12 protein-coding genes and 1 pseudogene are annotated in these 14038 nt (G+C 44.6%); 11 read left to right on the top strand and 2 right to left on the bottom strand.

Annotated elements, in window-relative coordinates:
• The first annotated feature begins 27 nt into the window (after positions 1-27).
• The gene (metG, locus tag HRI96_RS06635) at positions 28-2481 is read left to right on the top strand and encodes a methionine--tRNA ligase (protein ID WP_256729174.1); all 2454 of its coding nucleotides are present in this window, start codon (positions 28-30) and stop codon (positions 2479-2481) included.
• A 2-nt stretch (positions 2482-2483) separates the two neighbouring features.
• Positions 2484-3812: a lipid II:glycine glycyltransferase FemX gene (locus HRI96_RS11755; RefSeq protein WP_256729173.1), complete on the top strand. Its 1329-nt coding sequence runs from the start codon at positions 2484-2486 to the stop codon at positions 3810-3812.
• A 47-nt stretch (positions 3813-3859) separates the two neighbouring features.
• Here HRI96_RS11755 and HRI96_RS06625 read toward each other — a convergent pair whose 3' ends face one another.
• Positions 3860-4645, bottom strand: coding sequence for a cysteine hydrolase family protein (locus tag HRI96_RS06625; RefSeq protein WP_210116617.1), 786 nt, complete (start codon positions 4643-4645; stop codon positions 3860-3862).
• A gap of 211 nt (positions 4646-4856) precedes the next feature.
• Between HRI96_RS06625 and HRI96_RS06620 the strand changes: the two genes are divergently transcribed.
• The 3 genes and pseudogenes from HRI96_RS06620 (at position 4857) to HRI96_RS06610 (ending at position 6321) form a co-directional block, all read left to right on the top strand.
• A complete protein-coding gene (locus HRI96_RS06620; RefSeq protein ID WP_210116616.1) occupies positions 4857-5540 on the top strand; it encodes a hypothetical protein in 684 nt (227 codons plus the stop codon).
• Positions 5541-5885: 345 nt separating this feature from the next.
• Positions 5886-6089: pseudogene (locus HRI96_RS11925) on the top strand (BrnT family toxin); the annotation flags it as partial.
• Positions 6061-6321 (top strand): BrnA antitoxin family protein, encoded by a 261-nt coding sequence (locus HRI96_RS06610; protein ID WP_246473291.1) that lies wholly within the window; start codon positions 6061-6063, stop codon positions 6319-6321. The pseudogene HRI96_RS11925 and the gene HRI96_RS06610, both read left to right, overlap by 29 nt.
• Positions 6322-6510: 189 nt before the next feature.
• Here the strand turns inward: HRI96_RS06610 and HRI96_RS06605 are convergent, their stop codons facing one another.
• Positions 6511-8103 carry a hypothetical protein gene (locus tag HRI96_RS06605; protein ID WP_210116615.1) on the bottom strand — a complete coding sequence of 531 codons (1593 nt, stop codon included), beginning with the start codon at positions 8101-8103 and terminating at the stop codon, positions 6511-6513.
• A gap of 310 nt (positions 8104-8413) precedes the next feature.
• Here HRI96_RS06605 and HRI96_RS06600 point away from each other — a divergent pair, with 310 nt between their 5' ends.
• The 6 genes from HRI96_RS06600 (at position 8414) to HRI96_RS06575 (ending at position 14033) form a co-directional block, all read left to right on the top strand.
• On the top strand, positions 8414-9931 hold the full coding sequence (locus HRI96_RS06600) for an ABC transporter substrate-binding protein (RefSeq protein WP_210116614.1): 1518 nt from the start codon (positions 8414-8416) through the stop codon (positions 9929-9931).
• A gap of 13 nt (positions 9932-9944) precedes the next feature.
• Complete coding sequence (locus tag HRI96_RS06595; RefSeq protein WP_210116613.1) at positions 9945-10898, top strand: ABC transporter permease; 954 nt, start codon at positions 9945-9947, stop codon at positions 10896-10898.
• Positions 10895-11707, top strand: coding sequence for an ABC transporter permease (locus HRI96_RS06590; protein WP_210116612.1), 813 nt, complete (start codon positions 10895-10897; stop codon positions 11705-11707). The genes HRI96_RS06595 and HRI96_RS06590 overlap by 4 nt, the downstream gene beginning before the upstream one ends.
• Positions 11704-12687: an ABC transporter ATP-binding protein gene (locus tag HRI96_RS06585; protein ID WP_210116611.1), complete on the top strand. Its 984-nt coding sequence runs from the start codon at positions 11704-11706 to the stop codon at positions 12685-12687. The genes HRI96_RS06590 and HRI96_RS06585 overlap by 4 nt, the downstream gene beginning before the upstream one ends.
• Positions 12684-13463 (top strand): ABC transporter ATP-binding protein, encoded by a 780-nt coding sequence (locus tag HRI96_RS06580; protein ID WP_210116610.1) that lies wholly within the window; start codon positions 12684-12686, stop codon positions 13461-13463. Before HRI96_RS06585 ends, HRI96_RS06580 begins: the two co-directional genes overlap by 4 nt.
• A gap of 69 nt (positions 13464-13532) precedes the next feature.
• Complete coding sequence (locus HRI96_RS06575; protein ID WP_210116609.1) at positions 13533-14033, top strand: deoxycytidylate deaminase; 501 nt, start codon at positions 13533-13535, stop codon at positions 14031-14033.
• The last annotated feature ends 5 nt before the right edge of the window (positions 14034-14038 follow it).

Genomic DNA, 14038 nt, shown 5'->3' with positions numbered 1-14038 from the left:
AATGCATAAAATTTATAATCATAAAATATGAATAAACGATTAATCACTTCCGCCTTGCCGTACGTGAACAATGTTCCTCATCTGGGCAACTTGATCCAAGTGCTTTCGGCAGATGTTTTTGCGCGGTTTTGCCGCAGCAGAGGATATAAAACTCTTTACGTATGCGGCACAGACGAATACGGTACGGCGACTGAGACTCGTGCTCTTGAAGAAAAAAAATCGCCTCAACAACTGTGCGACTATTATCACGCTATACACAAGGATATCTACAGCTGGTTCGGAATTGCCTTCGATCACTTCGGGCGCACTTCAACCCCGCAGCAGACGGAAATAACTCAATCGATTTTTAAAGATCTTGATAAAAACGGTTACATAACGGAACACGTTTCAAAGCAGCTTTATTGCCCCAAGTGCAACCGTTTTTTGGCCGACAGGTACGTCAGGGGAACCTGTCCTAAGTGCGGATACGAAGACGCAAGAGGAGACCAGTGCGAGCACTGCGGAAGCCTGCTCGATCCTTCGGATTTGAAAGCTCCCAAATGTTCTACGTGCGCTTCCGCTCCTGAAATCCGCGAAACCAAGCACCTGTACATAGATCTCCCAAAAATTCAGCCTAAATATCAAAAATGGATGGAAGAAGCCGCCGTTAAAGGTTCTTGGGCTTCAAACGCCGTACAGATGACGAGGGCGTGGCTTCGCGACGGACTAAAAGAAAGAGCTATTACCCGTGATCTGAAATGGGGCATCCCCGTTCCTAAAAAAGGATTTGAAAGCAAGGTTTTTTATGTTTGGTTCGACGCTCCGATAGGCTATATATCTATCACAAAATCTCTTGCCGACTGTCTTAAAAGCGAAGGTAAAAAAAGTTTTGACTGGAAATCGTGGTGGCTTCCCGAAGAATCTGAAGATGCCGAAGAAAAGTCGAGCGTAGACTTGTTTCAGTTCATAGGAAAAGACAATATTCCGTTTCATACGGTTATCTTTCCGTCAAGCCTCATAGGCAGCGGCCGCTCGTGGACAAAACTTTATCACATGAGTTCTACCGAATACTTAAACTATGAAAGCGGAAAATTCAGCAAATCGAAGGGCATAGGGGTTTTCGGAAGCGATGCCGAAGAGTCGGGAATTCCGGCGGACGCGTGGCGTTTTTATATCTTTTACAATAGACCCGAAAAAGCCGACACTCAGTTTACGTGGAAAGATTTTCAGGAAAAATACAACGGCGAACTGATAGGTAATTTGGGAAACCTTGTAAACCGTACTTTGCTGTTTGTAAACAAGTATTACGAAGGAAAAATTCCCGACGCTCCTGTCGACGAAGATCTGTGGACTTCGGTAAGAGAAAAAGAAAATAAAATAACCGAGCTTTTGGAATGGGCGGAATTAAAAGACGCTTTCCATGAAATATTTGCCATAAGCGATATTGCAAACAAGGCTTTTCAGGCCGGAGAACCGTGGAAAACCCGCAACAGCGATCCCGAAAAAGCCGCCAAGCTTATTCATAATCTTTGTTATGTGATTAAAGATCTGATCATAATGCTGCACCCGTATTTGCCTCAGTACGCCCAAAAAGTTGCTTCATTTTTGGGTAAGCGGATATACGACCGGACGATGTCAGGCGATGTGAACTTTAGCGGATCCGGCGTGCGCCCTGAGTCGGCTTCTCAGTCGGGCGGAACGGCCTTGCGCTGCGGCGGCCGGGCACACTGCGGCGGAGACTTAAAGGAAGGCTGCGACAATGGCGCCTTATCGAACGACGATCTGTTGTCGTGGACGGATCTGGGAAAGACTTCGGGCTTAAATAATGTTTTTGCGACGGAAGTTTATTTTTCTCCTCTTGACAATAAGGCTGTAGATTCTTACCGCGAACGCTATTCCGGCGTAAGAAAAGACGTTCAGAACCCTAACGCCACTCAGCAGTCAAAAACTCAAGCGAAGGCGCCGGTTCAAAAGGACGATGAAGTTTTACCCGCGAAAGATCAGCCCTCGCATTTTAACAAAAATATTTCGTTAAAAGTTGCAAAAGTTATTTCCGTAGAGCCCAATCCCGATTCCGACAAATTGTATATTGAACATTTGGATGACGGAAGCGGAAACGACCGCGTAATTCAAAGCGGACTGGTTCCTTATCTTAAACCCGATCAGATTCTCGGTCAGCATATAATCCTTGTGGATAATCTTAAACCGCGTAAAATGCGCGGGGTTGAAAGCCGAGGAATGCTCCTTGCGGCGGATTACAAAACTCCCGACGGTAAAGAAGCCGTAGAACTCGTAACCGCTCCGTGGGCTAAACCCGGAACGTCCGTAATACTTGAAGGAGCCGATCCTGATTTTGTAAAACCTGAACAGATCGACGCCGCCGAATTCTTTAAAATTGAAATAAACGTAGAGGACCATGCAGTCGGAATAAACGGCGTAAAACTCCTTGCGGACGGCAAGCCGATTTTGACGCAGGCGACCTGTAACGGCGGAGTGCACTAGGCGTGTACTCGTTTACGATAAATGAAATAAATGAAAACGAGGATACAAGCGACTGTTTGAATCTCCGTTTTTTGCAATCGCCGTTTTGGGCGCGTTTTAAAAGCCGGCACGGGTGGAAAAACAAGAAACTTGCGGTGACTGCGACGGTAAACGGCGCGGCGTCAAACGGCATGCCCCCCGAAAAAAGCACAAACGCAAGGGAAGTTGGATGCAGGGTTTCACTGCTTTTTAGGGAATTCAGGTTTTTATTTTTACACTTTACGCTCGTTTATATACCCCTTGCGCCTGAGATTCCCGAATTTACGCAAAATATTGACCTATCGTCATCATCTTCATTGTCATCGGCGGACGCAAATAAAACGGTCGGATATGCTTATTTTTTAGTAGAACTTGTTTTAGCCTTAAAACGGTATTTGCCCAAAAATACTCTGTGCGTACGCTACGATATTCCTGTAGACTTTTATGCGATAGGCGACAGAGATCTTTATGTTAGGTCATTAAAGAATCTTGCTTTTGCCGAACGCCTTAAACTGAAAAAATCAAGAATAGACGTTCAGCCGCCCGACACCGTTATACTTGACCTTTCAAAATCCGTCGAAAGCATCCTTTCCGAAATGCATTCCAAGTGGCGTTACAATATTCGCCTTGCGGAAAAAAAAGGCGTAAGAGTAAAAGTTTTTTCCGCAAAAGACGCGGATTTCGACGAGGCCTTGGATATTTTTTACGACCTTTATAAAACTACTGCGTCGCGCGACGGCATTGAAATTCATTTAAAGTCTTATTACAAAGATCTATTGTCGCTTTCAGCGTCCGAATCGAATGCGCCCGACGTTCGCCTTTATATAGCGAGTGTGGACGACGGCGAGGGTAACTGCGTCGCCGACCGTGAAAGCCGTGAAGACGGCCGTTCTCCGGGCGGTTGTAACTGCGTCGATGCCAGATTAGGAGAGAACGGCAAATACGGTGCGGGCGAACCTCTTGCGGCGATAATCGTGCTTTTCTGTAAAAGAGAGGCGGTTTATTTATACGGCGCTTCCGGTAATAAAAAAAGAAATTTTATGCCCTCTTATCTTTTACAATGGAGGGCTATAAACGACGCAAAAAAGTACGGCAGTGCTTTTTACGATCTTTACGGCATGCCGCCGTCCGACGACGAACGTCACCCCATGCACGGGCTTTACAGATTTAAGACCGGCTTCGGCGGAAAAATAATACACAGACCCGGTTCGATGGACGTGCCGTTAAGTTTTTTGTATTTTCCGTACGTTTTTTTGGAAGCGCTCAGATCGTTTTATCATAAAAAAATAAAGAAAATTTTCGTGCGACGGTGAATCGCATGATCGTATTATCGCCCTCTGTTGCATGATCGCGCGCGCTGCTACAAACGTATGTCCGATGTCGCCGTCTCTGCGCCGGATTTTTTTATTTCTTCGACAAAGGCGCCGCCTTCGTCTTCAAAACCGCCGACGCTTGAAGAGCAATCCGTCAAAAGCGTAAACCGGGACGGTTCTATGTATTTTAAAAGATCGCGGACGGTGTTTGCCACGCAGTGAGAAAGCGCTTCTCCTGCAACAATAATCCGGTCTGCGGATCCCAGATCTTCTATCAGTTTTTTATTCGGCCCGGTCGACGGATCGTTTTTTATCGGAATTTCCGCCTGAATCGCGCTGTATTGTTCGGTGAAGGGAGACGTGGCCTTTGCAACATAATCGACCGTTTTTCCTATGTTGTCTTCCTGCCATCTCTTTAGCGCGTAAAAGACATTTTTTTCCAACGTCTGTCCTATAGAACCTATGAGACAGTGCGGCGGCCATATACAGAGTTTATACTTGCCTTTTCTTTCCAGTTCCGAAACATAGTATGACGCGTATTCGGCGTATGCCGTTTCGGCCGGTAAGAATTTCTTGTTTGCAATATCTTCCGACGTGATGACCGTAAAAGGATCGGGATGTTTACCGTCCCTTGTTTTCCAAAAAAGCGGATGCGCTATGTGATACGGAAGATGCGCGTCCATGGTCACATGAATTTTATCCAAGGCTCTGCCGTTTTTGTCTATAAAATCGGCAAGGCAACGGCAGTCCTTTTCCGCTCCGGGTACGTATAATGCGCCTTCAGGATCGCAAAAATCAAACTGTGTGTCTATTATAAGTAATTGAACTTTCATTGCTTAAAGTATAGAAAAGATATTCATATAATGCAAGTTTTCGCATTGCGTCGACAGTTTTTGCGGCGGACGGAAGTTGCGTTTTACAAAAGTTACCTATTGCTAACATTTACAAAATTCGCTATAACGTAATCGCATATTTCAAGCTCTTACTTTTTGCATAATAGGATAGGGTGGAAATAGCAAAATCTTTATTTTACAGGAGATGTTTATGAAAAAAATCACAATTACTTGTGTCTTTTCGGCTGTGTTTTTAATAGCGGCGCTTTCATTTGCCGCCGCCGATCCGGCGACGGACGTAAAGATTGATTACAGAATGGATCTCGCCTTAAAAAATCACGACGCCGATTATTTTAAGTGGACGGTAGGAACTCAAACCGTTCAGGACAAATTCGACGCAGCGTCCGGAGCGAGCTTAAAGGGCTCTACAAAGGCTTTTAACGCCGTCCGTTTTGCAGAACCTGCGGACGCCAGAAAAGCTTCGATGCCTTCCGGTCTGCGCAGCGTGTTTTTGTTTGCGATTGCGGACGGTTCGTTTGTAAAGAGCCACGCTCTTAAAGTTACGGACGATGCGGGCGTCATTACCGTGCGCTTTATCCGCAAAACGAATGCGTTTGAATTGAAAACCGATAAAAAGGGAAACTTCAATTTGTTAACCGGATCTAAGATCGCAAAAAACGTTACCGATAAAAAAGACGACGGCTTTGTGATCAAACCCGAATACCTTAAAAAGGGCGGAGACGCAAGCAATATGGCCGATCTGGATTGGAACAAACTCCCCTTTGAAGCCGACGCTTTCAGTCCCGAAGCCGCGTATCACTATGATGGAAATGTGAAATTCACTTTTAAAAATAACGTTTTGAACATCGTCGGAACGCTCTCGCGCACTAAATAAAAACTTATCGTACATTTTCTTCTCTAAATAGGGAACCTTTAAAAACTGCAGTTTTTAAAGGTTCCCGGTTGTATTAAAAAAAAAACTTTCCTGCTTTTTTAAGGCGGTCGAAATCTTTTTTGCCGAATATTTTCCTCGCTCAGGTTCAGCCTGTCATAGCGGCTCATCGTAAGCTGCCGCTGTCCGCCTTTCTTTGCGCTTTTATAGATCCGGCGTATTTGTCGTGCCCGCGCAAACACGGGGTGCTGACATGCTGTGCGGGCGGCGGCAACTATGTAAAAGAATTTGACAAAAATACATAAAAGAAATACAATTTAGACATGCGAAAGAGGCGCTTTTAATGACAGTTTTGCAATAGAATCTATAGACAAAGAAAATTCAAGCCTTGAAGAAACTCGATATAAAATTATCGGGAGAATAAAAACACAGATTATCTTGTTTATTATATATACTCCAAAGAATGGCCGTCAAAGAATTATAAGTGCCCGTTATGCTGACTCAAAAGAAAGGAGATTTTATTATGATGAACTTAGAAAAAATTATTGCTGAATGTGAAAAAAATTCCATCCCCGATAATCAAATTGATTTTTCAGACATTCCCGAAATTACGGATTTTACAGGCTTTAAACCTAGATACCCGCAGTACTTTAAGCCTAAAAGAGAGCAAGTCTCAATTAGATTAAGCAAATATCTTGTTGATCACTTCAAGGCAATGGGTAAAGGCTGGCAAACCAAGTTAAATGATTTTTTGATGGAAGCGGTAAACAAAGGTCTGATATGAAAATTTGACCCTTTAAAACAGCGTGCGTTTTTGTACGTTTGTCCGCTAAGGTTTGTACCGGAATGTAAACAAATTTTCGCTCGCCGGCGCTTTTAGCAATCAGTCAAAAGCGCGTTTTAACCGGCGCACAAAAAGGGCGGTGCAGGCAGGCGGGAATGCTATGCCGCGCGCCGCAGTCTGTCTTAATTATTAAAAGCCGCTTCCTTTTACAGTGTTTGAAAAACCTATTCCGTCAAACGAGTAAACGCTTTCAAAACTTTCTCTTTCAAGATCCACTACGACTACACGGTCTTTTTGCACAATATTTCCGTTTTCAGGAACTGCTTCATTTGGTGCATCTTTGTCATAAATAGAACCGTCGTCCGCTATCCATATCTTCTTTGATTTTAAAGCGAGTATTTTCTGCGGCCCGAAAAAGCCCCTGTTTTCATCGCTGGGCCACTGTCCATATAAATTTTTATCATGACCATTCACTTTAACAATAAAGGGAGAGGAATTTATTAATTCATATGTCCAGCCCAAGGCGCCACTATTGCCGAAATCTCCGGCGGGAGCAGGCGTGCCGTTAATGGGATCCAATTTAACTTTTAAAAGCGCGCCTGAGGACACATAATTATTATTGTCCTTGTCTGGATAATAATCATCATCGGATTCGTAGGTATAAGAAAACAGAATGTACATATCATTTTCATGTATGCGCACGTCCGTAACCTTTCGCTCTTCTGTGGGATAAATAGTAATAGAAGGATCGTTAGGTTTTTTGTTAATAGCCTCAAGCCCGTAGCCGCCGGTTCCGAGCGGGATTGGTGGCGACTGCTGCTCAGCTTTTACCTCTAACTCGCCATGATGATTCCGAGTAATTTTATAAGTGTTGATGAAAATTAGGTTAGTTTTATCATATGCTACCGTATACAAAAACCTTGAACCTTCCGTTTCCGTGGTAAGTTTTAACCTTGAAACTGCAATAAATACGTTGCCTAAATTTATTGGATCGCCGGTAATTTCTTTTGCTACCAATCTTTCGTCATCATTTTTATAATAAGGATTAAAGAAATGCAGTTCTTTGGAGCCTACGACCATAAATAAAACATTGTCCTCGGAACAGTAAATATGGCTAAACTCTAACGAGTTACCATTATCGTCCACAAACGAAAGCTCTTTTTCGTACCCTGAAGCGGCTGACAAAAAGCTGTCATGGGTATATAAATTTCTTGCCGCGTCAAATTCCAATATATTCGGCGATTTAGAAACAGGGCTCAACGGACTGTACTGCGGCAAGGACGCTGTGTCTGCGATGTATACATTCATATCACTGCCAGAGATTGTACAATCCCACAGAACGATCGGCGGTGGAGGCGTATACAGGGGAAAGGCTGCGTTCGTGGTTTTTCCCGCTGAGACTTTGATTTCGGTTCTGCCGGAAGCAAGCGGGTTCACATGATCATGGTCGTTGTAGGCGTAGCCGTATCCGCTTATTATATAGGTTCCTTCTTCGAGATCCGAAAATGTCACTGACGATCCTCCAAAGGCGATCTTCTCCTCTACAAAGTTGTCTTTGCTTAATGTTATGACATATGTGTTAATAACATTCACATTTACCGCAAGCCTTGAAGCTCCTGCGGCGCTTCTTTCCGCTTGGGGTGAAGATTGGGGCAAAACAACTCTTAAAGACCCTTTTCCCGAGCTGTTTTCAATTCCGAGAGCCTGAAACAAATTGCTGCACGATGTAAAAAGCAAAAAAACGGCCGATACAAAAACCGTAACAAGAGCGGGCTTTTTCATAAAAACCTCCAAACAATGTTTTACGCCTTTACGCCTGCAAAGAACATTAAAACCGGCGCCCACCGCCAAAACAAGGCGCAGACAAAGGCTTTTTATCGGTATGTTAATAAATTATAAACCGGATTCAGGTTTTTTTCAAATAAAAGAAAAACTCATCCGGCGCCTGTGTGCCGTGAAAAGTTCCTATGCTGCGCGGAGAACTATGCGGCGCAACCATGTGTGCAGCCATATGGCGCAATCATGCGCGCAGCCATATGGCGCAACCTGCGGCAAACTTGAGTTTATGCCGTTTTTTCGCTATCATTCGGTTATGAAAAAGTTTATTTTTTTGTTCGGAATTCTGTCGCTTTTGTTTTATTCCTGCGCAAAAAATGAAAAAGGCGCAAGAAATGCAAAAAATACGGAAAACAAAAAAAATACGCCGTCCGTCGTGCGGATAAATATAAGTTCGGAACCGGACAGCCTTGATCCGTGGCAGTCCGCCGCCGCCGATACCGTGTCTGTGTTTTCAAATGTTTTTGAAGGACTTTTGCGCTCGTCGCCTTCAGGCGAACTGCTTCCCTGCATCGCAAGCGATTTCAATATTTCCGAAGATAAACTTACGTATACGTTCAACCTTAAAAAAAACGTAGTGTTTCATAACGGGCAAAAACTGACGGCCCGCGACGTCTTATACAGCTACAATCGTTTTTCGGGGCTTGACGGTAAAAAACCTGTTTCAAATAAATTCTCTTCTGTACGCGCCGTTTCCGCGCCGGACGATTACACGTTTACGGCGGAGCTTTCCAAGCCTGACGCATCGTTTTTAGCCTTGTGCCGGAGCGCGATATTGCCCGAAGGCTATACGGCTCAAGCGGAAAAACCTGTAGGAACGGGACCGTTCAAATTCGTTTCGTACGTTCCCGGGCAAAAAATTGTTTTTGAAAAGAACGACGCGTATTACGATGACAAACCTAAGGTGGACATGGTTGAAGTCTACATAATGACAAACCCCGCTTCCGTGATTTCGGCTCTTCGATCCGGTCAGCTCGACATTGCGTATTTTATCAACGGCAACGATGCAAAACTTTTAAGTTCCGATTACAATATTTTTTCCTGCGCTCAAAACATGGTTCAGCTTTTGGCTTTAAACAATGAGTACGGCCCTTTTAAAGATATCCGCGTGCGGCAGGCGTTGAATTATGCGATTAACAAAAAGGATATTATAGACGGAGTATGGGCGGGCTTTGCGGACGAGCTTTACACGAATTTCAGCCCGGCTTTTAAAATTTACTACAACGACGCTCTTTCGTCCTGCTATAATTTTGACGTTGAAAAAGCCAAAGCGCTTTTAAAAGAAGCGGGATACGCCGACGGTTTTGATTTGACTATAACCGTTCCGTCAAATTACGAACCTCATGTGCGCGCCGCTGAAATAATCGTAAGCCAGCTTGCGAGAGTTAATATACGCGCGAATATACGTATGACGGAATGGGCTTCATGGCTTGACAGGGTTTACGGCAAAGCCCTGTATGAGGCTACCGTCATCGCCTTTCAAGGCAAGATCGAACCTAACGATATTCTTGCACGCTACGAGTCTGAAAACAGGCGCAATTTTATAAGATTTAAGAATCCCGATTTTGATAAAACTCTGGCTTCCGCTCTTATTGAAACCGATCTTGAAAAACGTATTTCCATGTATAAGGAATGCCAAAAGATCATGACCGAAAACGCCGCTTCCGTTTTTATCTGCGATCCGAGTTTGATCGTAGCTTCACGAAAAGACCTTCACGGATACACGTTTTACCCCTTTACGTTTATTGATTTTTCCGTCTGGTATTATGAATAGGCGAGGAACGTAATTGTTTTACTACTTTAGAAAAGCGGCCGGTTTTTTGACGACGGTCTTTCTTATTTCCGTAATTACATTCGCCGTGTTTCAAGTGCTGCCGGGTGATCCCGCCGCCGCTATTTTAGGCTTGGACGCCGATCCCGTTCAGCTTGAAAATTTGCGCGCTTCAATGAACTTGGAGTATTCCGCGCCCGTTCGTTATTTTCTGTGGATAAAAAATTTGCTTAAAGGAGATATGGGGCAGTCTTTCAGGTATCAAAAAAGCGTAAATGCGATAGTTTTCGGCGCTTTTACCGTTACATTCCAGCTTTCGCTTTTAGTATTGATAATCACTGCAGCCGTGGGAATACCGGCGGGCATATGGCTTGCCGCTCACGACAAAAAGAAATTTTCTTTTCCCGTAAGCGTTTTGGCGCAGTTGGGAGTTTCCGTTCCTGCATTTTGCGCCGCAGTCTTTTTTATTGTCGTATTTTCAGTAAAGTTAAAGATTTTTCCTTCCATGGGATACGTGCCTTTTTCTGAAAATCCCGTCGCCTGTCTTAAATCGCTTTTTTTGCCTTCGATTTCGCTTGCATTCGGGAGCGCTTCGATATTGGTACGTTACATGCGCTCAAGCGTGCTTGCCCAGCTCGGCAAAGACTATGTGCGCACTGCGCGCAGCAAGGGCATGGGAGAAAGAGCCGTCCTTGTCAATCATGTTCTACGCAATTCGCTTATTCCCGTTATAACCGTTTTGGGAATGCTCGTTTCGGAAATTTTAGGCGGAAGCATTATAGTTGAAAATATTTTTTCTCTTCCGGGAATAGGGCGGATGCTCGCTTCGTCCATATATTCCAGAGATTTTCCTTTAATACAGGGATTGGCGCTGTATCTTTCGGTCGTCGTTGTCTTGTGCAATTTTTTTATTGACATACTGTACTCGATCATAGATCCGCGCATACGCTTGAGGGGTTCCAAAGCATGAAGGCGGTTTTTTCCGACATAAAAATCATAGCGGGCGCATTTATAGTCGCTTTTCTTTTTATCTTTATGCTTATAGGACTGTTTTATCTTCCTTACGATCCTAACGGCGTAGACATAGCAAAAAAACTGAGCTTTTTTTCGGCAAAACATATTTTGGGAACGGACGGACTTGGGCGCGACGTTGCATGCAGAATATCGGTTTCGCTTAGAATTTCTTTTTTTATAGGATTTACCGCTTCAGGTGCGGGACTTGTTTTGGGAACGGCGATAGGCGCCGCCGGAGGATTTTTCGGCGGAAAGGCTGACGCCGTGACCGGCAAATTCATAGACTTGCTCATGGCCTTTCCCGGAATTTTGCTTGCGCTAATGCTTGTCGCGGTTTTGGGCAATGGGCTTTGCAACACCGTTTTGGCCCTCAGCATAATGAACCTTCCTCGTTTTGCACGCATTTCGAGAAGCGGTTTTATAAAATATCGCGATTCCGCCTTAGTTTTTGCGGAAAGAGCGCGGGGAGCTTCACCTTTTCGCATAATTTTTATGCACATATTGCCGAATATTTACGCCGAATTGCTTATCACATATTCTTTGAGTTTTGCCGTTTCGATCATGAACGAAGCGGGATTAAGTTATCTGGGGCTTGGAGTTGAGCCGCCGTACGCGAGCTTCGGAAAGATGCTAAGCGACGCACAGAATTTTATTTTTTCGGCTCCTTGGTTGATAATAGTCCCTGCCGTTTTTTTAGTCCTTCTCGTTACGGGTTTTACTCTTATAAGCGACGGAATAACTTCCGTGCGGGAAGCGCACAGATGAGTTTTGAAAAGATCCTCGATGTAAAAGATTTTTCGCTTTCATTTATGATGAGAGGCCGCAAGGCTTACGCCGTAAAAAATATTTCTCTTGAAGTTTTTAGGGGAGAAATAACCGCTCTCGTAGGGGAGTCCGGCTGCGGAAAAACTCTGACGGCTTTAAGCTGTATGGGGCTGCAGCCCGAAGACGCGATGATAAGCGGGCGGATAGAACTTTCCGGCAGGGACGTGCTTTCTTTTTCACGGAAACAGTGGGATTCCTTTCGCGGAAAAAACGTTTCAATGATTTTCCAAGAGCCTATGACGTCTCTTGATCCTCTGGTAAAGGTAGGTCGGCAGATCGCAGAAGCGGGAATCGTTCACGGTTTTGACAAGGCGTCTGCAAAAAAAAAGGCGCTGCACCTCATGGAAGAAGTAAATCTCTCGGATGCAAAGCACATGTATGATGATTACCCGTTCAGACTTTCCGGTGGACAGCGCCAGCGTATTATGATAGCCTCTGCCTTGATGAACGAACCCGAGCTTCTCATTGCCGACGAACCGACTTCTGCGCTTGATGCTACTACTCAGCTGCAGATAATGAACTTGCTCTGCAAGATAAACGAAGAATTTAAAACTTCCATCTTATTTATATCCCATGACATTGCTCTTGTAAAAAAATTCTGTACGCGGGTTTACATAATGTACGCAGGCTCTATTCTCGAATGCGGCGGCACAAAAGATGTGCTTGAAAATCCCGTACACCCTTACACAAAGGCTCTTTTAAAAGCTCTGCCTTCTGCCGAAAAAAGAAATACCGAATTGACGCAGATACAAGGTTTTGTGCCTCCCATAGATTTCCGGCCGGAAGATCAGTCGTATCTGTATGAAAGATGGCCGTCTGCAAAGGACGTATGCTATCGCAGAAATTCAAATGCGGCAGGGGCGGGTATGGGCGTTCACAAAGCGTACTGTCATCTTCACAATGTTCTTGAGGATGTATGAAAAATAATACGGTTATACGCTGCGAACACCTCCATAAGACCTATGTAAGCCGATTCGGTAAAAAAAATACGGCCGTAAAAGACGTTTCGCTGTCCATAAATGAAGGAGAAACTTTCGGCCTTGTAGGGGAATCGGGCTGCGGAAAGACGACATTGGGCTACATGCTTTTGGATCTTTTAGAACCCTCAGACGGACGCGTTTTCTTTTACGGAAAAGACACCGCAAAGTTTGACCGAAAGGAGCGCAAAAATTTCAGAAGAAACTGCCAGATTGTTTTTCAGGATCCGTATTCTGCGATCGACGGTAAAAAAAAGCTTTCGTTTCTTATTCGTGAAGGCCTTGATATTCACGGAATAAAAAATACGAAAGAAAAACGCGAAGAACTTGTAGCGAGGATAATGGAGAACGTAGGGCTCGATCCTTTTATGAAAGACAGACGCCCCGAAACCCTTTCCGGCGGGCAGAGGCAAAGGGTAGCGATCGCGCAGGCTTTGGTCTTGAACCCCAAGTTTGTCGTCTGTGACGAAATTGTTTCATCGTTGGATGTGTTGATACAGGCTCAGGTTTTGGATCTTCTAAAAAAACTTCAAAAACAGTTTTCTTTGACATATCTGTTTATTTCGCATAATCTGAACGTCGTCTGTTATATGGCCGACCGTATCGCCGTCATGTATAAGGGGGAAATCGTAGAAACTGGTTCCGTCGAACAGATACTAAAAGCTCCGCGTCATCCGTACACGAAAGAGCTTTTTAACTGTGCAAAACTTATAGGCTGATGCGGCGGTGTTTTGTTGAGTTTTAGAGAAAGTTTAAAAGACGCCGCTAAATAGGCGGAGAAGGATAAAATGAGTGAGAATTCAAATGAAAAGTATGTGCGCCCTACGTGGGATGAATATTTTATGGAAGTTTGCCGTGCCGTGGCCAAAAGAGCCACCTGCGACAGAGGTCGTTCCGGCTGCGTCATCGCAAAAGAAAACCGCCTTTTAGTTACCGGTTATGTGGGATCGCCGGCGGGGCTTCCTCATTGCGACGAAGTAGGACATCTCATGCGCAAAGTGCTCCGCTCGGACGGAACGATTTCGCAGCATTGCGTAAGAACGGTGCATGCGGAACAGAACGCAATATGTCAGGCCGCCAAGTGCGGAATCGCCATCGAAGGCGCCACGCTGTATTGCAAGATGACTCCCTGCCGCACCTGCGCCATGCTTATCATAAACTGCGGAATAAAACGCGTCGTATGCGAAAATCATTACCACGACGAAGCGGATTCGCTTGAGATGTTTAAACAAGCAGGGATAGCTATTGAGCATGTAAACGACACTGTGCAGACTTATAAAAATATGTAGTTCAA

The organism is Treponema parvum (assembly GCF_017893945.1).
Classification (GTDB): Bacteria; Spirochaetota; Spirochaetia; order Treponematales; family Treponemataceae; genus Treponema_D; species Treponema_D parvum_A.
Note: the sequence above shows the minus strand (reverse complement) of the source record. Positions and strands in the feature narration are given on the sequence as shown.

What these genes read in the sequence shown, in the direction of transcription:
- metG (WP_256729174.1), top strand. Translation starts at nt 28, where the DNA reads ATGAATAAACGATTAATCACTTCCGCCTTGCCGTACGTGAACAATGTT.
- HRI96_RS06625 (WP_210116617.1), bottom strand. Translation starts at nt 4,645, where the DNA reads ATGAAAGTTCAATTACTTATAATAGACACACAGTTTGATTTTTGCGAT.
- HRI96_RS06580 (WP_210116610.1), top strand. Translation starts at nt 12,684, where the DNA reads ATGAAAAATAATACGGTTATACGCTGCGAACACCTCCATAAGACCTAT.
- HRI96_RS06605 (WP_210116615.1), bottom strand. Translation starts at nt 8,103, where the DNA reads ATGAAAAAGCCCGCTCTTGTTACGGTTTTTGTATCGGCCGTTTTTTTG.
- HRI96_RS06600 (WP_210116614.1), top strand. Translation starts at nt 8,414, where the DNA reads ATGAAAAAGTTTATTTTTTTGTTCGGAATTCTGTCGCTTTTGTTTTAT.
- HRI96_RS06575 (WP_210116609.1), top strand. Translation starts at nt 13,533, where the DNA reads ATGAGTGAGAATTCAAATGAAAAGTATGTGCGCCCTACGTGGGATGAA.
- HRI96_RS06610 (WP_246473291.1), top strand. Translation starts at nt 6,061, where the DNA reads ATGATGAACTTAGAAAAAATTATTGCTGAATGTGAAAAAAATTCCATC.
- HRI96_RS06620 (WP_210116616.1), top strand. Translation starts at nt 4,857, where the DNA reads ATGAAAAAAATCACAATTACTTGTGTCTTTTCGGCTGTGTTTTTAATA.
- HRI96_RS06585 (WP_210116611.1), top strand. Translation starts at nt 11,704, where the DNA reads ATGAGTTTTGAAAAGATCCTCGATGTAAAAGATTTTTCGCTTTCATTT.
- HRI96_RS06590 (WP_210116612.1), top strand. Translation starts at nt 10,895, where the DNA reads ATGAAGGCGGTTTTTTCCGACATAAAAATCATAGCGGGCGCATTTATA.